Below are 21,537 nucleotides of genomic sequence, written 5' to 3'. Positions count from 1 at the left end.
ATTTTTTAAGTACAGGAAATAGGGAAAAATGAGTCTAAGCAGATTCCAGCTACAGTTTCACCTGGAGAAACAGGCCAACAACATCAGGCAGTCACCGGGATTTCACGCCGCCATCGTCAAACACGGGGAGTTGTTGAAAGAGACCTACAAGAAGCATCCGCTGTTTTACAAAATCATCTTCAGGAACAGCCGGTTCATCATTTGTTCCACCATCCTGTCCATTTACTATCACCAGCCCGCCGCCGGGCTGAAAGACATCAAAGCCTTTTTTAAAGGAAAGAACATGATCAGCGAGAACTCCCTGGACTCCTTTCTGTTCTTTTTGCGGGTCGGCCGCCGGCTGGAGGTCAAACCCTGCGAACATGACAAACGCCAGTTGCGCTATAAGCCTACGCCGCACGCGCTGGCGGAAACCCAGGCGCTGATCGCCTCCATGGCGCGGCCCTATCAGGCGCTGGCGCCACAGATGCCCATCGCGGCGCTGCTGGCGGCGCCCGACTTTCTGCCCACCTTTTTCGCCGCCTACGGGCAGCTGATGCTCAAGGAGATCTACCTGATCGATCTGGTGCCGCAATCCGGACTGTTTATCAGCAAGGACGCCGGCCACATGGTGCTACTGATGCTGCATATCGAAAGCATCCGGCAGGACTCCCCCTTTCTGCTGCTCTCCTCGGCGAAAATCGCCAAGTCGTGCTCCGTCTCACGCGCGCACGTAAACCGCATCCTGCAGGCGGCGGAAAAATCGGGCCTGCTGACCACCACCAATAACGTGGTGATCGAACTCAACAGCTCGTTCTTTATCATGGCAGAACGCTATTTCAGCCTCTATTTCGCGATGGTCGAATTCGGGCTTGAACGGGTTTGGCACACGCCGCAGGCCGCCGAGCCCCGCTGAGCCGATTTACCGCTCCCGCAGCACCTTATCGATCAGCCCCCAGGCCGCCGCTTCGTCGGCGGTCATGAAGCGTCCCGTAGGCGGCGGCCAAGACGACACTCCCGGCGGATAACACTGCCGCAATGCCGGCCAACGCAATGGACAGCGTGTAACTCTGATACAGGTCATACAGCCAACCGGCAGCACTCCCCCCGCCAACGGCGGCGATCCCCACGGCGATGTACAACGCCCCCAAAATGGCGCCCAGATTGGCGGTGCCGAACCATGTACTGGCCACTGCCGGGTACAGCGCGATACAACCGCCGTTGGCCGCACCGAACAACAGCGCGAAAATCACCAGCGCGGTTAAGCTGTGCGCCACACTCCAAAAGCCGCACAACACGGCCAAACTCAACGTAACAATGACTAAAAAACGTCGCGCGCCCATGCGGTCGCCGATACGCCCCAACGCCAGACGGCCGCCGATATTACCCACGCCGATCAAGCCGATGAGCAGATTGGCCTGCGTTGCATTCAGCCCCTGTTGCAGCGCATAAGGATTAATATGAACCAATGCCAGAAACAGCCCGATCGAACCGAAAAATATCGCGATGAAAAACCACCAAAATTGGGCTCGGCCAGCGGCCTCTCGCAGCGTGACGCTACCGCTGAACCCTGGACACTGCATTGAGGTCGCCTCAACGGGACGAAGCCCATCGGGATATTCGCCCACGTCCTCTGGCCGGCCTCGTAAAATGAAGGCGGCAGACAACCCCAACACGGCGATAGCGACGGCATAAACTTGCAGAGTGCTTTGCCAGGACAAATGTTGCATCAGCCCACCGGCCACCATTGGTCCCACCAGCGTTCCCAAGCCGGTGCCGGCCAGCGCCAAGCCGGAAGCCGAACTGCGATGAACGATGAACCAACGTTGGATGGTTGAAACAGCCGGCACGTAAACCAATCCGACGCCAACCCCTACCAACAGACAAAACGTGAGCAAAAACGTCGACAGTGACGACGCCAGCAGGCTACTGCCAAAGAATCCCAGCGAAAGCAGTAAAATACCGATACCGGTTACCGTTCTCACCGAAGTGCGATCGCTCCAGGCACCGGAAAATACCCCAACGGCATAGTAAATTAACGCCGTCAGCGAGAAGATTGAGGCGGTAGAAAAACGCCCGGCGTCAAAGTTCGTCTGTAATGCGGTAAAAAATGCCCCGAATGAGTAAGCGGAGCCAAAAATAACCGCCAGCAAGAGATGTACGGCGCCAACCATATACCAACCGCGGAACTGCCTGGTCTTTTTCATTATAAATTCCCATCGTAATTAACACTTTGTTCGCCAAAGCTCGAGTTTAGGAAATTGGGCCCCGCACAGCCTTCTTTGAAGTGCGTGTCATAACCTGCCGCATCCAGACAGGTTTTCAAGCCACTCCCAATAACATTACTCCGAAAAACGACACCGAATGAGAATGACCTGAAAATGTCTGAACGGCTGGCAACCGCCGCCAGAAGTCACTGATATCAGAACGATGACGTAATGGTGGAAAGTCTAGTTTTGTCATATCTCAGCCATAGGTATAGTTGTATAGACAAGCTAATGGCAAGACTATTTTCCAAAACTTGTGATCGGCACTGGTGTTAAAAAATAAAAACAATAATATATACACCAACTTTATAAATGCCAAAGAAAATCACAAGTGATAATATATAAAGAAGAAATATGCCACATTATTCATCTATCACGATAAAGATGAACAGCGTAGCTTGGCAGAGGGTTAACTAATCAAACAGATAACTAGCAAGCAAGTTAAATATTAAACAATGCCAAATAAGGCATGCTCATTTTTATTATTTATTTCATTAACACGAATGCGGATATCCTGAGGAAAGGCCGACAGAAATCAATTATCGGCCACCAACGTTTACCGCTCCCGCAGCACCTTATCGATCAGCCCCCAGGCCGCCGCTTCGTCGGCGGTCATGAAGCGATCGCGATCCAGCGCCTGCTCCACCGCTTCATCACTCAGGCCGCAATGTTGGGCGTACAGCCGGATCACCCGGTCTTTGGTGCGCCTCATCTCTTCGGCGTGGATCAAGATGTCGGAGGCCTGCCCCTGAAAGCCGCCCAGCGGCTGGTGCACGTGCAGGCTGGCGTTGGGCAGCGCCATGCGGTGCCCCGGCTCGCCGGCCATCAGCAGGAACGAGCCCATCGAACGCGCGGTGCCCATGCACAGGGTATGCACCGGCGCGCGCAGGTACTGCATGGTGTCGTAAATCGCCAACCCGCTGGTGATCGCCCCACCCGGCGAGTTGATGTACAGATGGATCGGTTTTTCCGGGTTTTCCGCCTCCAGAAACAGCAGCTGGGCGCACAGCATTTCGGCCACGTCGTCGTTGACTTCACCGTTGAGGAACACGATCCGATCGCGCAGCAGGCGCGAATAAATATCAAAGGAACGTTCTCCCCGGCTGGTCTGTTCCACCACCATCGGGACGAGCATCATCTTCTCACGCATCGGTGAACTCCTGGGTTGGCAACAAAGGGAAGTGTGTTTAGCGCGTCAGGCGGCGCGCATCACCGTCGTCGGGCCGTCGTTGGCGGCGTCGAGCTGGTGAATAATCCGCAACAGGCTGCCGCCGCCGGCATCCGGCACAATCTGCAGCGTCACTACGCTTTCGAGGAACGGCGGTTGGTCGTCGCGCAGGCGATAGCTCACCGCCTCGCCCGGCGTGGTGGCCAGCGGCTCGGCCTGCGCCAGATCCCCCGTCGGCAGCCACTGCTCGCGCAGCTCGGGAATGCTGAGCGCCCGCCACACTTTTTCCGCCGGCGCATCGAGCGAATACTCCAACACCAGCCGATCGTGCGGCGGCGGCTCAGCCCGTTTGTTCATTGATCCATGTCCTTCAGTAAGGTTTGCAGCGCGTCGATGCGCGCCGGCCACCAGGCGCGGTACTTCGCCAACCACAGGGCGATCTGCGCCAGCCCGTCCGGGTCGACCTGATAATTGACGCAGCGCCCCTGCTTCGCCTCGCGCACCAGCCCGGCATTGCGCAGCACCGCCAGATGTTGCGACATCGCCGACTGGCTGATGGGCAGCCCTTCGCGCAGCGCGCTGGCGTTCATGCTGCCGGCGGCGAGTTTGTCGAAGATGGTGCGGCGGGTCGGATCGGCCAACGCCTTGAAGATGTCATTTTCGTTCATATAAACACATTAGTATTCACTTATGTATTATGCAAACGCAGACGTGGATTTTTTACACAAGCGAGACTCCGCGCCTGAGCGCGGAGCCGATAGAGGTGAGATTACAGCGGCTTATTGCAAGCGGGCGTGGTCAGCGCGGGTTGCCCGGCCGGCGCCCCTTCCTGCGCTTCCAGCGCGAGGCGCGCCAGCGGCATGTCTTCGTGGTAGCGCGCCTCGGCGTTCAGGGTCTTCGAGTAGCGGTTGTACTTCCACCAGGCGTATCCCAGGAACACCACCAACCCGCCGACGTTATAGAACACGATGGTCATGATGCTGGCGCCGGTCGGGAACGTCGAAGCGAAGAAACCGACGGTGAAGATGGCGATCAGCACGCTGACGATGGCGATGCCCTGCAGGCGCGAGCCCATTTTGAAATCGCGCGCCACCCGGTCGTACTTCAGCCGCAGATTCAGGTAGGCCAGCATGATGAACAGCGGCGGCAACATCGAGGCGGCGGCGGTCATGTTGATCAGCGTGTTCATCAAATCCTGCACGCTGCTGGAACCCAACGTCGGGATCAGCATCAGCGGGATGACGATGAAGAACTGGATCCAGGCCGCGCGCGTCGGCACGCCGTGCCGGTTCAGGCGAATGGTTTTCTCGCCGAAAATGCCCTTCGGGATTTCGGTGAAGAAAATCTTCACCGGCGCCGCCGTCCACATCAACAGCGAACCGAACATGGCGGTGAAGGAAACAATGCCGACAAAGCGGTTCATCAGCACCGTCGGCAGGCCGAAGTGCGCCGACAGGCCTTCGAACACCTGAACCGTGCCGCCGGTAAAGTGCAGATCGGTGCGGTGCACGAATACGTTAATCAGCAGCGAAGACACCGAATACAGCACGCCGATGAACAGCCCGGAAACGATGATCACCTTCACGAAGGCGCGGCTGCCGCCTTTCACATCGTTCACGTACACTGCCACGGACTCCGCCCCGCCCGCCGCCTGGAAGATCCAGGCGGTAATGCCGAGGAACGCCCAGTTGAAGTTCGGCGTCATCGCCTGCACGTTGATCGGGTCGGCCGGCTCGATGCCGCCCAGCACCGCTGCGCCCGCCAGAACGATGTAGGAAAACGTCAGCAGCAGCATCAGCGACGAAGTGACGGAGGTCATCGGCCCCAGCAGTTTTGCGCCGCTGTTGGAGATGTAGGTCGAGAAGGCGAACAGGAAGATGCTGATGATCGCCGTGGTCAGCGGGGTAAACACATAGTCATAGCCCAGGAACGCGTAAGAAGCGTAGGCGATGACGCGCGGCAGCAGCGCGGTAAAAAAGAACAGGTTTACGAACCAATAGGTGTAGGCGGTGATAAACGCCCAGCGCCCGCCGAGCGCGCTTTTCACCCAGGCATAAACGCCGGCCTCGGAGTTGCGGTTGAGCGAGACGAACTCGGCGATGATCAGGCAAAAGGGAATGAAGTAAATGATCGTCGCCACCAGGAACACCGGCGACGAGGCGATGCCGAGCTGAATATTGTTGTTAATCACGTTGTTGAAACTGAACACTGCCGCAAACGTCATCGACAGCAGACCAAACTTGCCGATGGTGTTTCTGTTCGACGCAGCCATAGAGATTCTCCGAATGGTGTAGGGGACTTCGGTTTGTTGTTATCGATCGGCGAGCGCGCTATTTATTGACGAAATAGCTGTCTTCCACCGTCACTTTTAAAATGACTTTTTTTACCTTGCCGCTTTCTGCGAAGCGGTGAGCCTGGTGGTTTTCGAAGATCACCACGTTGCCTTTGCCGACCCGGCGCCTCTCGCCTTCGCCGCTGAAAAACTCGCGGTCGGTTTCGTCCTGATAGGGCGCCACCGTCGTCAGCGCCCGTTTGTCGGCAACCTCGACGGTCTCTTCCCCGTCGAGGTAATAGTGCACGTCGAAGTAACGGCGGTTGCCCTCCAGCCAGCCGTGCTGGCGGCCGGCGCCGACGCTCAGCCGATACGTCAGCGAGTCGCCGATCGAATGGCACACGTTTGGGCTGATGCGCTCGACATTGGCGATCGCTTCCATGCAACGCAGCCACTTCTTGCCGCTGTGATAAATGCGCTGGAACTCCGCCAGGGATTCGAGAATGATCATGCGTTTTCCTCCGCAGACTGCGGGTGGTGGTGAGCAGGCGCGAAGTCATAACCGGCGAGCGCGGCGCCCTGCGTTTGCCGCCCGTCGAACGGCACCAGCGTGAAGCCGTAGCTGAACGGCGCCAGATAGACCCGGTGGGTATCCAGCACTTCGGAGCCCCAGGAGTTGGAGCCGAGGCCGAGGATCTGGTCGTCCAGGTTCAGCGTCAGGCAGTCGCTCGGTTCCAGCTCGTTGATGTGTTGGGCCTGGTGCAGCATCTCGACGCTGTAAGGCCACAGGCTGAAGTTGATCGGCCGCCGCGGTTGGATGAAGATCCCCTTGCCCGCCGCGTCCTGCAGGCTCAGCCAGCGCACGTCCTGCCGGTTGCCGTTGTCCTGCGGGAACGGATAGTGTTCGAACAGCGCCTCGGCGCGCTGCCGGTAGTGGCCGATGAGGTTGGCTCGGCAGCTGTCGCGGTAGTTCTCGCCCGGCCCGCGGCCGTAGTATTCCACCTGCACGAAGCGGCGACTGATGCCGAAATCGAGACCGATTTTCGGGATAATCTGCCGGAAATCGCCATAAGGCTCACCGGACAGATCCAGGCTGACGTAGCCCTGCGGGGAGATGCGCCAGCGGTAGGTGCAGCGCATGCCGAAGTCGAACACCGGCGGCGCAATCAGGCTGTGCACCTCGAGCAGCAGATCTTCGCCCTGCCATTGCCGGCTGAGGCGGCGGAAGTGCTGCTGCATGATGGGGAAATGTTGCGGCAGCCAAATCCCCTCATATTCCTGTTTATGGTTATCGATCAACGGTTTGAAGAAGGTGATGCGCGGCGCGCGCCCCACCATTTCTTCATCGTCTACCCGCCACGACAGCAGTTCGCCGCTCAGCAGCGAGAACGCCAGCTGGAACCGGCCGCCGCTGACGAGCAGCTGATGATTCTCCTCGCGGCATTGCAGCGCCGGCGCATCGGCCAACGGTGGAGCCGGTCGCCGCGTCGCCGCCTGGCGCAGATGCTGATAATGCCCCAGCCGCTGGCCGCTCTCGCTGTAGCGGGTGGCGCTGTCCTTATGCACCGCCACGTCGATCAGCGTTTCCCCCTGCCCCAGCGCCAACACCGGCAGATGCATGTCTTCGCTCTCGCCCGGCTGTAGATGCGGCAGCTTGAATTCGTAACTTGCCACCTGGCGGCCGTCGGTCTTGACGCTGACCTTCAGCGTGATATCCGCCAGCGAGCTGAACCAATAGCGGTTTTTCACCCGCAGCACGTCACCCGCCCCCTCTTCCGCCGTCACCTCCACCGGGCACAGCACCTGCTGGTATTCACGCAGGCCGGGGCCGGGGCGCTGGTCCGGATAGATCAGGCCGTCCATGCAGAAGTTGTAGTTGTTCGGGTAGTCGCCGTAATCGCCGCCGTACTGGTAGCGCTCGCGCCCCTGCGCGTCGTGGCTCAGCAGCCCGTGATCGCACCACTCCCAGATGTAGTGCCCCTGCAAACTGGCGTGACGGTTGAACACCGACTGGTATTCGAACAGCCCGCCGGGGCCATTGCCCATCGCGTGGGCGTACTCGCACAGGATGCGCGGTTTGGGGTGCGGGTATTCGCCGAAGGCGTTCATCATCGCCACGCGGGAATACATGGTGCTGATCACGTCGGTCACTTCGGCGTCGCGATCTTCTTCATAGTGGATCAGACGGGTCGGATCGAGCGCTTTGCAGCGCCGGGCCATGGCGCGAATGTTGCAGCCGTAGCCGGACTCGTTGCCCAGCGACCAGATGATGATCGACGGGTGGTTTTTCTGCGCCGCCACGTGGCGCTCGATGCGCTCGACGTAGGCCTGTTCCCAGCGAGGATCGTCGGTGATGCGGCTCAGATCGCCGACGTTGGCGAAGCCGTGGCTTTCCAGATCGGTCTCCGCCATCACGAACAGGCCGTAGAGATCGCACAGCTCGTAAAAGCGCGGATCGTTGGGGTAATGGGCGGTGCGCACCGAGTTGATGTTGTGCTGCTTCATCAGCACGATGTCGCGCTCCACCCGCGCCATATCGACGGCGCGCCCTTTGCGGTGATCGTGATCGTGGCGGTTGACGCCGTGCAGCTTGAGGTAGCGCCCGTTGACGTACATCAGCCCGTCGCGCACCGCGATCTCGCGGAAACCCACCCGCTGCGGCACCACGCCCAGCAGGTTGCCGGCGCCGTCATACAGGCTGAGCAACAGCTGATACAGGTAGGGATTTTCCGCATTCCACTGCTGCGGGCGGCTGACCGGCAGTTCGAAACGGCAGCTCAGCGCCTGCTCGATGCGCAGATCGTCGCGCCACTGCTCCGCCACGCAGCGATCGCCGTCGAACAGTTGCGCCTGCAGGCGGCAGCCCTCGGCGGCCTGCACACCGAGATGGCGCAGCTCGGCGTCGATCGCCAACTGCGCGTCGCAATAGCGCTCATCAAAGGTGGTGACCAGCGTCAGGTCGTGAATGTGGATAGCGCTCTGGCCGATCAGATAGACGTCGCGGAAGATGCCGGCCATCCACCACATGTCCTGATCTTCGATGTAGGTGGAATCGGCCCACTGCATCACCCGCACCGACAGCAGATTCTCGCCCTGCCGCACATAGGGGCTGATGTCGAACTCGGCGCACAGCCGGCTGCCCTTGCTGAAGCCGACATAGTCGCCGTTAACGTACACTTCGAAGTAGGTTTCCACGCCGTCGAATTTGATCAGCACCTGCTGATCTTGCCAGCCGGCGTCGAGCGTAAAGGGGCGCTGATAGGCGCCGGTGGGATTGTTGGTCGGCACGTAAGGCACGTCGATCGGGAACGGGAAGCCCTCGTCGGTGTACTGCAGGTGGCCGTGCCCTTCCAGCTGCCACATGCCCGGCACCGCCATATCGCCCCAGTCGTTCATCGGCTCCCGGTAAAACGCCGCCGGCACCTGCGCCGGGTGCTCGAAGAAGCGAAAACGCCAGCGGCCGCTCAGCAGCTGGAAGCGCCGGCTGGCGTTGCGATCGAAGCTCAGCGCCTGCCCGGCGTCCGCGTAGCTGAAGAAGCTCGCGCGCGGCGCCAACCGGTGCTCCGACTGTTTTTCAATGTTTTCCCAATTATTCACGTCACGTCTCCCGACACCTGTGCAATGCGGAAACGATAGTAAATATTTAGTAAAAACTACAGTTGATATTTACCAAATGACGACAGGATCACAATAAATCTCAAATGCCTTTTTTTATCATGACGTTAATTTTGGGCGCCAACGCAACGCCCCGCCGAAGCGGGGCCGGTCAGGCGACGGTGGTGTCGCGCAGCTGCAGCGAGCTGGGAACGAAGATCGACAGCGGGACGGCGCGCTCATCGCGCAGCCGCTCCGCCAGCAGGTTGACGGCCTGTGCGCCCATGGTCTCCGAAGGGATGCGCACCGTGGACAAGGCGGGGAAAATAAAGCGGGCGGTGGGAATGTCGTTGACGCTGATCAGCGCGATCTGCCCCGGCACCTGAATGCCGTGTTCGTGCAGCGCACGCAGCACGCCGATCGCGATCGAATCGGTCGCCACCAGCAGCGCCGGCGGATAGCCATTCTTGCTCTGCAACATCGCTTTGGCGCACTGGTAGCCCGACTGGCTGCTGAAATCACCGTGGTAAATGTCCTGCGCTCGCACCACGTTTTGCTGCCGGCCATACTCGACGAACGCCTGCTCGCGCTGGTCGATGCCGGCCGGATCGTCGCGCCCGCCGATAAAGCCGATGCGCTGATAGCCGCGGCCGATGAAGTAGTCGATCACCTTGCGGCTGATCTTGTACAGGTCGACATTGACGCAGTCGAACCGCTCATCCTCCACCACGCCGTCGATGAATACGACCGGCGTTTCCTGCTGCCTGAGCTGCTCATACAGCGCGGGCTGTGGCCGGCCGATCACCAGCAGGCCGTCGGCGGCCGGCAGTGCCTTGTCGCCGTTGAAGTCATATCCGGCGCTCAGCGCCACGCCCAGCTTTTCGCACTGCGTTTCGATGCCGTAGCGCATCGCCAGGTAATAGGGATCGTTGATCTCCACGCCCTGCGTATAGGTGAACAGCGCGGCGAAATGCAGGCGTTGCCCGCTTTGCCGTTTGGAAGGTGCAACCTTGTATTCGAGGCGCTCCGCCGCTTCCAGGATCTTCTGGCGGGTTTGCGCCTTCACGCTCAGGGTGGGGTCGTCATTCAACACGCGCGAAACGGTGGCGACGGACACATTAGCGGCTTCAGCAATTTCCTTCAGTGTGGCCATAGAGTCCCAATGCACAGACGAAAAACGGTAGCTTAATCGGATAGCGCCACGGCGTACAGCGCCGCCCGCCTCCTCTCCTTCCCAGACCGGGTCAGCGCACGCTCATGTCAGCCGTTGCCGGGCGCCTGCAGCGAAAGATACCCATTTCGCCCGCTGTGATCAAGTTAACGATTTACTGATTTAAGCGTATTTTTTACTAAATATTTTACTAATATACCTGCCGTTTACTGCCCCATGAGGGCGGACTTTTTCTCTTCTCCCAGGGATCCGGGAGCGACCTCGCGTGAGCCGCCGCTCGGCTGACGTTCCGATCCATCCAACACCAGGCTATGCCCCATGAAATCACTAAGCCATCACGCCCTGTTGCCCTTGTTGCTGCTCGTTAATGCGCCCGCCTGGGCGGCGCAGGAACCGGTGACCCCGGCGGAGCGCAATCAGCTCCCGCCGCCGCCGCTACCCGATAGCACCGCGACCGCCCTGCGTTTTTACGGCGAGCTCGGCATCGGCGGCAGCGTCTATTTGAACGGCGAACATCAGCATAAATACAGCGACGGCACCTATATCGAAGGTGGCCTGGAGATCAAACGGGGCCACTGGTTCGGCCTGATTTACGGCGAAGGCTGGACCGTGCAGGCGGACAGCCAGGGCCACGCCTGGACGCCGGACCACAGCTGGGGCGGCTTCGAGGGTGGGTTGAACCGCTTTTACGGCGGTTACCGCACCGACGACGGCACCGAGATGATGCTCAGCGTGCGCAACGATTCGTCGCTCGACGATTTGCAGTGGTGGGGCGACTTCACACCGGAGTACGGCTACGTGATCCCCAACACCCGCGATCTCAGCTATGCCGCCAAGCTGCAAAACCTGACCGGGCGCTTTCGCTACAGCGTGACGGCGGCCCCGGAAAGCCGCATCGACGAGAGCAAGGCGCTGCTGCACTTCGGTAAATACGACCGCTATTCCGACAAGTATACCTACCGGGCGATGGTCAACGGCTACACCCAGTACGACCTGCAGGAGAATCTGACGCTGCTGACCGGCCTGGAAGTGACCGACGGCCTGGGGCAGCTGTTTCTGCTGGGGCTGCGCGGCAAACACCTGGCCGGCCGCGTCTGGCACCACACCGGCAAAGGCGACAGCGGCGGCCATCCCGGCAGCGAATCGGGCCTGATGCTCAGCGCGATGACGGAAACCGCCAAAGGGCTGTATCTCTCCACCGCCTACAGCTACGCCCGCCACCGGTTTGATCGCGCGGCGGACACCGCCACCTCATACGCCCAGTTTGGCGTCTGGTACGAATACGCCGGCGGCAAACTGGCCACCGCGCTGGACAGCAAATTCTTCATGCGCAACGACAGCACCGGTGCCAGCAACTCGGTGTTTCTGATGCAATATTTCTATTGGTAACCGTTGAGGCTCCTACGATGAACATGACTCCCCTGACCCCGCTGGCCACTGCCCTCATCCTCGCATGGGCGCTGACGGGCTGTGTGCCGAAAACGCCCGACGCCGACGCCCCGTTGGCCGAGCGCTATAAAAACGTCATCGACCGCCGCGGCGCGCCGCACTTTATGCTCGATTACGATTTCGACGATCACCAGCGCTTCAATCCGTTCTTCGATCTCGGCGCCTGGCACGGCCACCTGTTGCCGAGCGGGCCGGAAGGCATGGGCGGTTTCCCCGGCCCGGCGCTGCTGACCGAAGAGTACATCAACTTTATGGCCAACAATTTCGATCGGCTCAGCGTCTATCGAGACGGTAAACCGGTGCATTTCACCATGACGGCCTACAGCCTGCCCGGCGCCCTGGTGCAGCGGCTCAGCGCGCCGGGCGTGACCGTCAACCTGACGCTGCGCTTCGCCGCCGCGCGCACCTCGCTGCTGGAAACCCAAATCCTGACCGACACGCCGCTGGAGCTGGTGTGGGACGGTGAATTGCTGGAGCGCTACGCGGCCAAAGAGCAAAAGCCGCAGCCGCCGGCGACCCTCGAGCAGGCGTTTCCGGACTACACGCGCCGCATTGTGCCGACGGCTGACGGCCTGCGCGTCACCTTCGGCAAGGTGCGCGCGCCGTCGCAGCTGATGACCTCGGGCCAGTCCGAATATCAGATCCACAAATCGCTGCCGCAGCGCACCACGGTCGACGGCCACCGCTTCCGCGCCACGGCGCGCATCACCGGTTCCACCACCCTGTACACCACCTACTCGCACCTGCTCACCGCCGAAGAGGCACAGCGCGAACAGCGCGCTATCGCCGATATCCTCGCTCACCCGCAGCGCTATATGGCCGCGTCGGCCCAGCGCTGGGAACGCTATCTCGCCACTGGGCTCAGCAACCCGCACGCCACGCCGGAACAAACCCGCGTGGCGGTCAAAGCGATGGAAACGCTGAACGGCAACTGGCGCGGCGCAGCCGGAGCGATGAAGTTCGACTCGGTCACCCCGTCGGTGACCGGGCGCTGGTTCTCCGGCAACCAAACCTGGCCGTGGGACACCTGGAAACAGGCCTACGCCATGGCGCACTTCAACCCGGACGTGGCCAAGGACAACATTCGCGCAGTGTTCGCCTTCCAGATCCGACCGGGCGACGCCCTGCGCCCGTGGGACGCCGGTTTTCTGCCCGACCTTATCGCCTACAACCCCAGCCCGGAGCGCGGCGGCGACGGCGGCAACTGGAACGAGCGCAACACCAAGCCGAGCCTGGCGGCCTGGGCGGTGATGGAGGTGTATCGCGTCACCGGCGATAAGGACTGGCTGGCGGAGATGTACCCGAAGCTGGTGGCCTACCATGACTGGTGGCTGCGCAACCGCGATCACAACGGCAACGGCGTGCCGGAGTACGGCGCCACCCGTGACAAAGCGCACAATACCCCCGACGGGCGCATGTTGTTTACCGTCAAACGCGGGCAGCGCGAGCAAACGCTGGCCGGCCTCGACAATTACGATCGCATCGTGCGCGAGGGGCAGTACGACAGCATCGAGATCCCGGCGCAGACCGCCGCCTCCTGGGAGTCGGGCCGCGACGACGCGGCGATATTCGGCTTTATCGATCCGGATCAATTGGCGCGCTACGTGGCGCAGGGCGGCAAACGCGAAGACTGGCAGGTAAAATTCGCCGAAAACCGCGCGCCGGACGGTACGCTGCTCGGCTACTCGCTGCTGCAGGAGTCGGTGGATCAGGCCAGCTATATGTACAGCGACAACCGCTATCTGGCGGAGATGGCCGATATTCTGGGCCGCGGTGCCGAGGCCGCTGCCTTCCGCGCCAAAGCCGACCGGCTGGCGGCCTACATCAACACCTGCATGTTCGACAAGCAGAGCGGTTTCTTCTATGACATCCGCATCGAAAGCCGGCCGTTGGCCAACGGCTGCGCCGGCAAACCGATCGTCGAACGCGGCAAAGGGCCGGAAGGCTGGTCGCCGCTGTTCAACGGCGCCGCCAGCCAACCGCACGCCGATGCGGTGGTCAGGGTGATGAAGGATCCGCGCGAGTTCAATACCTACGTGCCGCTCGGCACCGCGGCGCTGACCAATCCGGCGTTCGGCGCGGACATCTACTGGCGCGGCCGCGTGTGGGTCGATCAGCTGTATTTCGGCCTCAAGGGCATGGAGCGCTACGGCTATCGCGACGATGCGGTGGCGATGGCGCAGGCCTTCTTCCGCCACGCCGACGGCCTGGTCGCCGACGGGCCGATCCGCGAGAACTACAACCCGCTCACCGGCAAGCAGCAAGGCGCGCCGAACTTCTCCTGGAGCGCGGCGCACCTGTACATGCTGTATAACGACTTCTTCACGCAATAAGCCGCAGCGGCCACCGCCATCGTTGCCCGGCGGTGGCCCGCGTTTATGAGCGGATCGGGATCACCAGCACGTCGATATTCAGCTGGTTGATGGCATTGCGGGTGGAAGAAAACAGGTTGCTCCACAGATCGTGGTGATGGCCGAACACCAGCAGATCGATGTTCTTATCCACGGCTGCCGTACGCAGTTCATCGACGAAGCCGCCGCGCCCAATAATCACCTCCGCGATCGGGTAATTGACGTTTTGCGTGGTGGGCTCCAGCTCTTTGCGGATCTTCTCTTCGAACGGCACGCCGTCATAGCTGCGCTCCGAAAAGCCGATCGCCGCGTGGTAGGTGTCGTAGTGAACGTCCACATAGATCAGTGAGAGTTTGGCCTGCAGCGCCTCCGCCAGCAGCGCCCCCTTTTCGACCAGCCGTTTGCCGTCATCGCTCAGATCGGTGGCGATGACAATATGGTGGTAACACATAGCGCCTCCTGTCATGGACTCGGTAGAGCCGAGGCTCCGATATCACGCCGGGGTCATATCGTTATGGTTAATTTTAGTTCAGAAATGGCGCGTATGACGGGTGGCGACGCGGTGGGAAAGCCCCGTTGCCGGGGCTGAAGGCAAAAATTACTTCTCGCGCTGCGCCTCAAACCAGACGTTGCACAGCGACAGGATCAGCGTGTTGGCGTCTTTCACCAGCACGTTATCGCCGGGCACCCCATCGGTGCCCTGATCGGTGATGCCTTTGATGGCGGTATCCGCGTGCTGAATGGCCACGCGTTCGACCGACGGCGTGCTGATGCCCAGCATCGGGAAATCGATGTAGGAGCTGCTGCCGGAATTGTCCTCGACAAACTCCTGCGCTTCTACGGTGCTGACGGTGGCCCCTTCGCTTTTCAGCGCCGTGCCGTTCCAGCTGAACGCATCCGCTTTGTAGCTGATTTTGCCGCCGATCAGGCTCTGCGCCTGCTGTTGATCCCAGCAGCCGGTGGTCTGGGTCGGCACAATTTTACTGACGCGCCAGTTGCCCAGCAGCTGTTTGGGGATCGGCCCGGTATCGCTCTCCGCCGCCCGAACCTGAGTCGCCGAGACGCAGGCCAACACCACCAGCGGCAGCAGCGCCTTGCTCCAAGTGTTCAATCGCATTGTCTTTTCCTTCGTTTCAGTACCCAGTCTGCCCTCACGGGCCAACGGCTATCATAATAAGCCCGCCGATTCGCCGTCAAAACAATCCGCACCGCGCCAGGCGGCGGCCGCTCATAGCTAATCGCTATGAGTCATAGTGAATCAGTATTTTGTTTTAGCCCAGCGATTACCTACAGTCACTGCCACTATTCTGCCCGCCAAAATTAGCAGGCAATGTTGAAAAGGACCCTGGGAAAATGACATTTACGCTGAAAAACCTCGCCCTGGCGCTGGCCGCCGCCGGCACGCTGCTGTTGACCGCCTGTGGCCCGACGGCACAGGACGATCACCACATCAAGGTCGGCATCAGCGCCGGTATCGATCAGTCGCTGTGGGCGGTGGTACAAAAGGTCGCCAAGCAGAAATACGATCTGGACGTGGAGGTGGTGACCTTCAACGACTACGTGCTGCCGAACGAAGCGCTGAACAACGGCGATCTGGACGTCAACGCCTTCCAGCACAAGCCGTATCTGGACAAGCAGATGCAGGAGCGCGGCTACAAGCTGGCGGCGGTGGGCAACACCTTCGTCTACCCGATCGCCGGCTATTCGAAGAAGATAACCGCACTCAGCCAGCTGCCGGACGGCGCGCAGGTGGCGGTGCCGAACGATCCGACCAACCTGGGCCGCTCGCTGCTGCTGTTGCAAAAACAGGGGCTGATCACCCTGAAAGAGGGCGTCGGCCTGCTGCCGACCGCGCTGGACATCGTCGGCAACCCGAAAAAGCTGAAGATCGTCGAGATTGAAGCGCCGCAGCTGCCGCGCGCGCTGGACGATCAGAAAGTGACGCTGGCGATCATCAACACCAACTATTCCAGCCAGATCGGCCTGTCGCCGGCCAAGGACGGGCTGTTTGTCGAAGACAAAAACTCGCCGTACGTCAACATCTTCGCCAGCCGCATCGACAACAAAGACAGCGAGAAAGTGAAGGATCTGGTCAAGGCCTATCAGACCGACGAAGTGGCGGCCAGCGCCGCCGACATCTACAAGGGCGACGCCGTCAAAGGCTGGTAACCCTCCCCCGCATGCCCGTGGCGCCCGGCCACGGGTTTTTCATTTCCGCCCCCCGCTGCATCGTTCAATTTTCGCCCGCTCAGATCACAAATCAAGCACTGCGCTTTAGGTGAATAAAGCTGCCATGTTGTATACAAGTTTGCGTAAATGTTTTCTATTTGTTTCAAAAAACCGCTGGGGAAAATAATGAAAAATAGAAAAATCAAAACGTTACTTGTTACCTGCGCCGTGGTCGGCGCCGCGTTGTTGGCCATCGCCGGCAAAGCGGAAAACGCCGATAAAACCTTCCTCTCCGTCGCCACCGCCTCCACCGGCGGTACCTACTACCCGATGGGCGTCGGGCTGGCCAACGTCTGGAGCAACCGGCTGAAGCACCAGGGGATTCAGGTCACCGGCCAATCCTCCGCCGGCTTGATCGAGAATATCGACCTGCTGCAAAAAGACGAGGCGCAGTTGGCGATTTTGCAAAGCCTGATCGCCGTCGAAGCCTATCAGGGCGTGCGTAACTTCGACGGCCGCGCCTACGGCGATCTGCGCTCCATCTCCATGCTGTGGCCCAACGTCGAACACTTCGTGATGCTGGAAAGCCGGGTGAAAGACGGCACGCTGAACGATATCGCCGGCACGCGCTTTTCCGTCGGGCCGCAGGCCAGCGGCACCGAACAGTCGACGATGATCATCCTGCAGGGCGTCAACCTGACCAAAAAGTCGCTGTCGGCGGAATACCTCGGCTACGGCGACACGGTTTCCGCGATGCGCGACGGGCGCCTGGACGGCGGCGCCCTGCCCGCCGGGGTGCCGGCCGCCGCCGTCACCGATATGTATGCCAGCGGCGTGCCGGCACGCATCCTGGAAGTCACCGACGAACAGCTGGCCAGCATCAACGCCATCGCCAACTCCTGGTTCCGTTTCGACATCAAGGCGGAGACCTACCCGCGCCAGCCCAAGGCGGTCGCCACCATCGCACAGCCCAATATTCTGGTGGCCCTCAGCCGGCTCGATGAAAAGTTGGTGTACGACCTGACCAAAACGATGTTCGAGAACCTGCCGGAAGTGCACCAGGTACACAGCTCGGCCAAATACATCTCGCTGGAAAATGCGCTGAAAGGCGTTTCCGTGCCGCTGCACCTCGGCGCCTATCGCTACTACCGCGAAGCCGGCGTCGAGATACCCGATTATCTGATCCCGCCGGAAGCCGCCGCGCTGGCCGCCAACCCTTAATCCAGGAGGACGTATGAGCACTCACTCTTCTTCACCGCAGCCCGCCGTCGATCTGGACAAAGAAGCCGGCGCCGGCAATCGGCCGCTGAGCGGCGTCTATTTGCAGCTGGCAACCGTCCTGGCGATCGCCATCTCCGCCTATGCCATCTACGCCAACGCGCTGTCCAACACGCAGGAGTTCTACCGCAACACCACTTTCCTGAGCGGTATTCTGATCCTGGGCTTTATCCTGTTTCCCTTCTCGGCCCGGTACGCCACCCGCAGCTTCAACCGCTGGGACTATCTGTTCATCATCCTGACGCTGGTCAGCTACGGCTATTTCTACGTTAACTACGTCGATCTGCACGTGGTGCGCAAGAGCATCCCCAACACCACCGATTATGTGATGGCGGCGATCGGTATCGGCGTGCTGTTCGAAGCCGCGCGGCGCACCACCGGCTATTTCATCCCCGGCCTGGCGAGCTTCGCCATTATCTATGCGCTGTTCGGGCAGTACTTCATGGGCATCTTCGGCCACGGGGGCTTCTCGGTAGAACGCCTGCTGTATCGGCTGTTCATGACCGGCGAGGGGATTTTCGGCATCACCCTGTCCACCGCCTCCACGGCCATCGTGGTGTTTATTCTGTTCGGCGCCTTTCTCAGCGTCAGCGGCGCGACCGCGCTGTTCAACGATCTGGCGCTGGCCGCCGCCGGACGCCGCCGCGGCGGCCCGGCCCAGGTGGCGGTGATCTCGTCGGCACTGACCGGCTCGTTGAGCGGCAGCGCGGTGGCCAATGTCGCCACCACCGGCACCTTCACCATTCCGCTGATGAAAAGCATCGGGCTGTCGTCCCGCTTCGCCGGCGCCGTGGAAGCCACCGCTTCCACCGGCGGCATGATCATGCCCCCCATCATGGGCGCGGCGGCGTTTATCATGGCCGGTTTCCTCGGCATCTCGTACACCACCATCGTCATCGCCGCCATCGTGCCGGCGCTGCTCTATTACGCCGCGCTGATCATGGCTATCGATCTGGAAGCCAAGAAACAGGGCCTGAAAGGCATCAACAAGGAGAACATCCCTGAGGTGCGCGCGGTGCTGAAGGCGCGCGGGCTGCTGCTGTTGCCGCTCGTCATCGTCATCGGCACGCTGCTGCTGGGCAAAACGCCGATCTATGCCGGCTTCCTCGGCATCATTGCCATCATCGTCGCCAGCTGGCTCACCCCCGACAGTTCGGTGCGCATGACGCCGAAAAAAATCGTTCTGGCCTTGAATGACGCGGCGCGCGGCTCGATTCAGGTCACCATCGCCTGCGCCGCCATCGGCGTGATCATCTGCGTGGTGACCATGACCGGCATCGGCTCCACGCTGGCGTTCAACATCGTCGCCATGACCGACAACACCCTGTGGATGATCCTGCTGGTGGTGATGCTGGTGTGCATCGTGCTCAGCATGGGGCTACCCTCGACCGCGCTCTACATCGTGGTCGCGGTGACCGTGTCGCCGATCCTGATCAAAGCCGGCGTGCTGCCGCTGGCGGCGCATTTCTTCGTGTTCTGGTTCGGCGCGTTGTCCAACATCACGCCGCCGGTGGCGCTGGCCAGCTACACCGCCGCCAGCATCGCCCGCGCCGATCCGATGCAAACCTCGTGGGACGCGGTGCGCCTGGCGCTGCCGGGCTTTATCATCCCGTTCATTCTGGTCTACAACCCGATGCTGTTGATGCAGGGTGACGATCTCAACCCGCTGTCGGTGCTGCATATGGTGATCAGCGCGCTGGTGGGGATCTACGCCCTGTCGATCGCCAGCGCCAATTTCTGGCTGATGAAGACCCACTGGCTGGAGCGGGTGCTGTTTACCGCGGCGGCGATTTTACTGATCAAACCGGGCCTGATGACCGATCTGGGCGGTGCGGCCCTGATCGCCGCCGCCGCCGCCATGCACCTGCTGCGCTATAAACAGCGCGCCGCGCTGCCGGGAGGCGCGTCATGATCCGCAAGGTCACGCGCCAGAAAGCCTCTCATCAGGTGCTGGCGCAGCTGAAAGCCGGTATCAACGATGGCACCTTTCCGGTCGGCGAGAAGCTGCCGTCGGAAAACGTGTTGGCGGACGCGTTCGGCGTCAGCCGGGTGCCGGTGCGCGAGGCGCTCGGCGTGCTGGAGGTCAGCGGCATCATCTCCTCACGCCAGGGCGGCGGCCACCGGGTGGAACAGCATTCGCTGCTGAGCAAATACGAACCGCTGGTGATGGAGGTAGCCGACCGCCGCGAGGTGGAAGCGCTGCTGGAAATGCGCGAGGTCATGGAGCAGCAGGCGGCGCGCATGGCCGCCGAGCGCCGTACCGAACAGGAATTGCAGGCGATCGAACAGGCGCACCTCGCCTTTCGTCACTGTACGCTGAACGACGGCCAGATCGGCTATCGGCAGGACTACCTGTTCCACCGCGCCATCATGCAGGCTTCGCATAACCCCTTTTTCGTGCAGATCCTCGATAACATGCACGAGCTGTATCTGGGGGTGCTGGTGTACTCGCTCAGCAAAAACCTAGGGCGGCAGGCCGAGCGCCAGCGGGTGATCGACGAACATGAGCGGGTGTTTATCGCCATTCGCGACAGCGATGCGGCGGCGGCCACCGCCGCCATGCAAAGCCATCTGAACAACGTACGCGGCAAATTACGCCGCCTGGAAAACGAGGAGCAAGAGCCGTGATGTACGACGCGATCGTTATCGGTGCCGGCCTGGTGGGGCTCGGCGTGGTGAATGCGCTGCAGGAAGCGGATCCGCAGCGGCGCATTCTGATCCTGGAAAAAGAACGCGGCCCGGCGGCGCACCAAAGCGGCCACAACAGCAACGTGGTGCATTCCGGCATTTACTACACGCCCGGCAGCCTGAAAGCGCAGTTGGCAAAACAGGGCAACCGCAGCATGTTCGCCTTCTGCCGCGAACACGACCTGTATCACGACCAATGCGGCAAGGTGATTGTCGCCACCCAGCTAAACGAACTGGATCGGCTGGAGAACATCTATCAGCGCGGGCTGCAAAACGGCCTGCAGGTCACCCGGCTGTCACAGGCGCAGCTGCGGGAGCGCGAACCGCACGTCAATGGCCTTGAAGCGCTGCTGGTGCCCGACGCCGGCATCGTCAACTACGCGGAGGTGGCCGCCAAGCTGGCGGAGATCATTGTGCGGCGCGGCGGCGAGATCGCCTACGGCCATCAGGTTGAGGCCATCCGCGAGCACGCCGGCGGCGTCACCGTCACCGCCGCCGGCGACACCTTCGAGGGACGGCTGCTGATCAACTGCGCGGGGCTGTTCAGCGATCGCATCGCCAAATTGGCCGGTTACGAAACCGGCATGAAGATCGTGCCGTTCCGCGGTGAATACTATGTGTTGGACGACGCGAAAAACCACCTGGTCAACCATCTGATCTACCCGGTGCCCAACCCGGATTTCCCTTTCCTCGGCGTGCACTTTACCCGCATGTATAACGGCAAACGCGACGTCGGCCCCAATGCGGTGCTGGCCTTCAAACGCGAAGGCTACCGCAAATGCGACTTCAGCCTGCGCGATCTGAGCGAGGTGCTCGGCTATCGCGGCTTTTGGAAAATCGCCGGCAACTACCTCGGCGAAGGGCTGGCGGAAATGCGCCGTTCGCTGTCGCGCCGCCGCTTTGCCGAGAACGCCCGTCGGCTGATCCCGGCGCTGCAGGAGCAGGATATCCGGCCCGGCCCGGCCGGCGTGCGCGCTCAGGCGCTGACCGCCGACGGCAAGCTGGTGGACGACTTCCATTTCGTGCAGGGTAAACGCTCGCTGCACGTGTGCAATGCCCCTTCTCCAGCGGCGACTGCCTCGCTGGAGATCGGCCGCGAGATCGTGCGCCGCCACCTGTCCGCTTTCTGACGCCCGCTGAGGCCACGGCGC

Annotated in this window: 18 protein-coding genes; 8 read left to right on the top strand and 10 right to left on the bottom strand. The window is 61.1% G+C overall.

What is annotated here, in order from left to right:
• Window positions 1-28: 28 nt before the first annotated feature.
• Complete coding sequence (locus EKL15_RS04040; protein ID WP_060419394.1) at window positions 29-895, top strand: hypothetical protein; 867 nt, start codon at window positions 29-31, stop codon at window positions 893-895.
• Window positions 896-920: 25 nt separating this feature from the next.
• On the opposite strand, the gene EKL15_RS04035 is transcribed toward EKL15_RS04040, so the two are convergent.
• The 8 genes from EKL15_RS04035 to ebgR all read right to left on the bottom strand — a co-directional run bounded on the left by EKL15_RS04035 (window position 921) and on the right by ebgR (window position 10,433).
• Window positions 921-2,186, bottom strand: coding sequence for an MFS transporter (locus tag EKL15_RS04035; RefSeq protein WP_203088851.1), 1,266 nt, complete (start codon window positions 2,184-2,186; stop codon window positions 921-923).
• Window positions 2,187-2,802: 616 nt separating this feature from the next.
• Window positions 2,803-3,396 (bottom strand): ATP-dependent Clp protease proteolytic subunit, encoded by a 594-nt coding sequence (locus EKL15_RS04030; RefSeq protein WP_197756447.1) that lies wholly within the window; start codon window positions 3,394-3,396, stop codon window positions 2,803-2,805.
• Window positions 3,397-3,441: 45 nt separating this feature from the next.
• A complete protein-coding gene (locus tag EKL15_RS04025) occupies window positions 3,442-3,771 on the bottom strand; it encodes an SRPBCC domain-containing protein (RefSeq protein WP_180548441.1) in 330 nt (109 codons plus the stop codon).
• Window positions 3,768-4,082, bottom strand: a complete 315-nt coding sequence (locus EKL15_RS04020) for a helix-turn-helix transcriptional regulator (RefSeq protein ID WP_060440186.1) — start codon at window positions 4,080-4,082, stop codon at window positions 3,768-3,770. The genes EKL15_RS04025 and EKL15_RS04020 overlap by 4 nt, the downstream gene beginning before the upstream one ends.
• Window positions 4,083-4,183: 101 nt before the next feature.
• On the bottom strand, window positions 4,184-5,686 hold the full coding sequence (locus tag EKL15_RS04015) for an amino acid permease (RefSeq protein ID WP_049202532.1): 1,503 nt from the start codon (window positions 5,684-5,686) through the stop codon (window positions 4,184-4,186).
• 58 nt (window positions 5,687-5,744) lie between these two features.
• Entirely contained in the window at window positions 5,745-6,197 is a 453-nt protein-coding gene (locus EKL15_RS04010; RefSeq protein ID WP_055312129.1) for a beta-galactosidase subunit beta, read from the bottom strand.
• Complete coding sequence (ebgA, locus tag EKL15_RS04005; RefSeq protein ID WP_203088849.1) at window positions 6,194-9,283, bottom strand: beta-galactosidase subunit alpha; 3,090 nt, start codon at window positions 9,281-9,283, stop codon at window positions 6,194-6,196. Before ebgA ends, EKL15_RS04010 begins: the two co-directional genes overlap by 4 nt.
• A 169-nt stretch (window positions 9,284-9,452) precedes the next feature.
• Window positions 9,453-10,433, bottom strand: a complete 981-nt coding sequence (gene ebgR, locus EKL15_RS04000) for a transcriptional regulator EbgR (protein WP_049202529.1) — start codon at window positions 10,431-10,433, stop codon at window positions 9,453-9,455.
• Between the two features lie 336 nt (window positions 10,434-10,769).
• On the opposite strand from ebgR, the gene ygjJ reads away from it, so the two are divergent.
• On the top strand, window positions 10,770-11,840 hold the full coding sequence (gene ygjJ / locus EKL15_RS03995) for a protein YgjJ (protein WP_203088847.1): 1,071 nt from the start codon (window positions 10,770-10,772) through the stop codon (window positions 11,838-11,840).
• 17 nt (window positions 11,841-11,857) lie between these two features.
• Window positions 11,858-14,233, top strand: a complete 2,376-nt coding sequence (gene ygjK / locus EKL15_RS03990) for an alpha-glucosidase (protein ID WP_100396273.1) — start codon at window positions 11,858-11,860, stop codon at window positions 14,231-14,233.
• Window positions 14,234-14,276: 43 nt separating this feature from the next.
• Here ygjK and EKL15_RS03985 read toward each other — a convergent pair whose 3' ends face one another.
• Both EKL15_RS03985 and EKL15_RS03980 read right to left on the bottom strand, forming a co-directional pair.
• Entirely contained in the window at window positions 14,277-14,702 is a 426-nt protein-coding gene (locus EKL15_RS03985; protein WP_141958920.1) for a universal stress protein, read from the bottom strand.
• 147 nt (window positions 14,703-14,849) lie between these two features.
• A complete protein-coding gene (locus tag EKL15_RS03980; RefSeq protein WP_049202527.1) occupies window positions 14,850-15,368 on the bottom strand; it encodes a hypothetical protein in 519 nt (172 codons plus the stop codon).
• Window positions 15,369-15,604: 236 nt separating this feature from the next.
• Between EKL15_RS03980 and metQ the strand changes: the two genes are divergently transcribed.
• From metQ to lhgO, 5 genes are all read left to right on the top strand, one after another.
• Complete coding sequence (metQ, locus tag EKL15_RS03975; protein ID WP_180548436.1) at window positions 15,605-16,420, top strand: methionine ABC transporter substrate-binding lipoprotein MetQ; 816 nt, start codon at window positions 15,605-15,607, stop codon at window positions 16,418-16,420.
• Between the two features lie 186 nt (window positions 16,421-16,606).
• The gene (locus tag EKL15_RS03970) at window positions 16,607-17,641 is read left to right on the top strand and encodes a TAXI family TRAP transporter solute-binding subunit (RefSeq protein WP_203088845.1); all 1,035 of its coding nucleotides are present in this window, start codon (window positions 16,607-16,609) and stop codon (window positions 17,639-17,641) included.
• Window positions 17,642-17,654: 13 nt separating this feature from the next.
• Window positions 17,655-19,610 (top strand): TRAP transporter permease, encoded by a 1,956-nt coding sequence (locus EKL15_RS03965; RefSeq protein WP_203088844.1) that lies wholly within the window; start codon window positions 17,655-17,657, stop codon window positions 19,608-19,610.
• Complete coding sequence (locus EKL15_RS03960) at window positions 19,607-20,326, top strand: FadR/GntR family transcriptional regulator (RefSeq protein ID WP_064291239.1); 720 nt, start codon at window positions 19,607-19,609, stop codon at window positions 20,324-20,326. The genes EKL15_RS03965 and EKL15_RS03960 overlap by 4 nt, the downstream gene beginning before the upstream one ends.
• Window positions 20,326-21,516: an L-2-hydroxyglutarate oxidase gene (gene lhgO / locus EKL15_RS03955; RefSeq protein ID WP_100396271.1), complete on the top strand. Its 1,191-nt coding sequence runs from the start codon at window positions 20,326-20,328 to the stop codon at window positions 21,514-21,516. The genes EKL15_RS03960 and lhgO overlap by 1 nt, the downstream gene beginning before the upstream one ends.
• Window positions 21,517-21,537 lie beyond the last annotated feature (21 nt).

Origin of the sequence: Serratia sp. 4542, assembly GCF_016805595.1 — a bacterium.
Classification (GTDB): domain Bacteria; phylum Pseudomonadota; class Gammaproteobacteria; order Enterobacterales; family Enterobacteriaceae; genus Serratia; species Serratia nevei.
This window is presented reverse-complemented; position numbering and strand designations above follow the sequence as displayed.

Bases quoted from the DNA above. Each gene is read 5' to 3' on its own strand.
- EKL15_RS04010 (WP_055312129.1), bottom strand. From the start codon at position 6,197: ATGATCATTCTCGAATCCCTGGCGGAGTTCCAGCGCATTTATCACAGC.
- metQ (WP_180548436.1), top strand. From the start codon at position 15,605: ATGACATTTACGCTGAAAAACCTCGCCCTGGCGCTGGCCGCCGCCGGC.
- EKL15_RS04035 (WP_203088851.1), bottom strand. From the start codon at position 2,186: ATGAAAAAGACCAGGCAGTTCCGCGGTTGGTATATGGTTGGCGCCGTA.
- EKL15_RS04025 (WP_180548441.1), bottom strand. From the start codon at position 3,771: ATGAACAAACGGGCTGAGCCGCCGCCGCACGATCGGCTGGTGTTGGAG.
- EKL15_RS04015 (WP_049202532.1), bottom strand. From the start codon at position 5,686: ATGGCTGCGTCGAACAGAAACACCATCGGCAAGTTTGGTCTGCTGTCG.
- EKL15_RS03960 (WP_064291239.1), top strand. From the start codon at position 19,607: ATGATCCGCAAGGTCACGCGCCAGAAAGCCTCTCATCAGGTGCTGGCG.
- EKL15_RS04040 (WP_060419394.1), top strand. From the start codon at position 29: ATGAGTCTAAGCAGATTCCAGCTACAGTTTCACCTGGAGAAACAGGCC.
- ygjJ (WP_203088847.1), top strand. From the start codon at position 10,770: ATGAAATCACTAAGCCATCACGCCCTGTTGCCCTTGTTGCTGCTCGTT.
- ygjK (WP_100396273.1), top strand. From the start codon at position 11,858: ATGAACATGACTCCCCTGACCCCGCTGGCCACTGCCCTCATCCTCGCA.
- EKL15_RS03965 (WP_203088844.1), top strand. From the start codon at position 17,655: ATGAGCACTCACTCTTCTTCACCGCAGCCCGCCGTCGATCTGGACAAA.
- EKL15_RS03970 (WP_203088845.1), top strand. From the start codon at position 16,607: ATGAAAAATAGAAAAATCAAAACGTTACTTGTTACCTGCGCCGTGGTC.
- EKL15_RS03985 (WP_141958920.1), bottom strand. From the start codon at position 14,702: ATGTGTTACCACCATATTGTCATCGCCACCGATCTGAGCGATGACGGC.
- ebgR (WP_049202529.1), bottom strand. From the start codon at position 10,433: ATGGCCACACTGAAGGAAATTGCTGAAGCCGCTAATGTGTCCGTCGCC.
- EKL15_RS03980 (WP_049202527.1), bottom strand. From the start codon at position 15,368: ATGCGATTGAACACTTGGAGCAAGGCGCTGCTGCCGCTGGTGGTGTTG.
- EKL15_RS04020 (WP_060440186.1), bottom strand. From the start codon at position 4,082: ATGAACGAAAATGACATCTTCAAGGCGTTGGCCGATCCGACCCGCCGC.
- lhgO (WP_100396271.1), top strand. From the start codon at position 20,326: ATGTACGACGCGATCGTTATCGGTGCCGGCCTGGTGGGGCTCGGCGTG.
- EKL15_RS04030 (WP_197756447.1), bottom strand. From the start codon at position 3,396: ATGCGTGAGAAGATGATGCTCGTCCCGATGGTGGTGGAACAGACCAGC.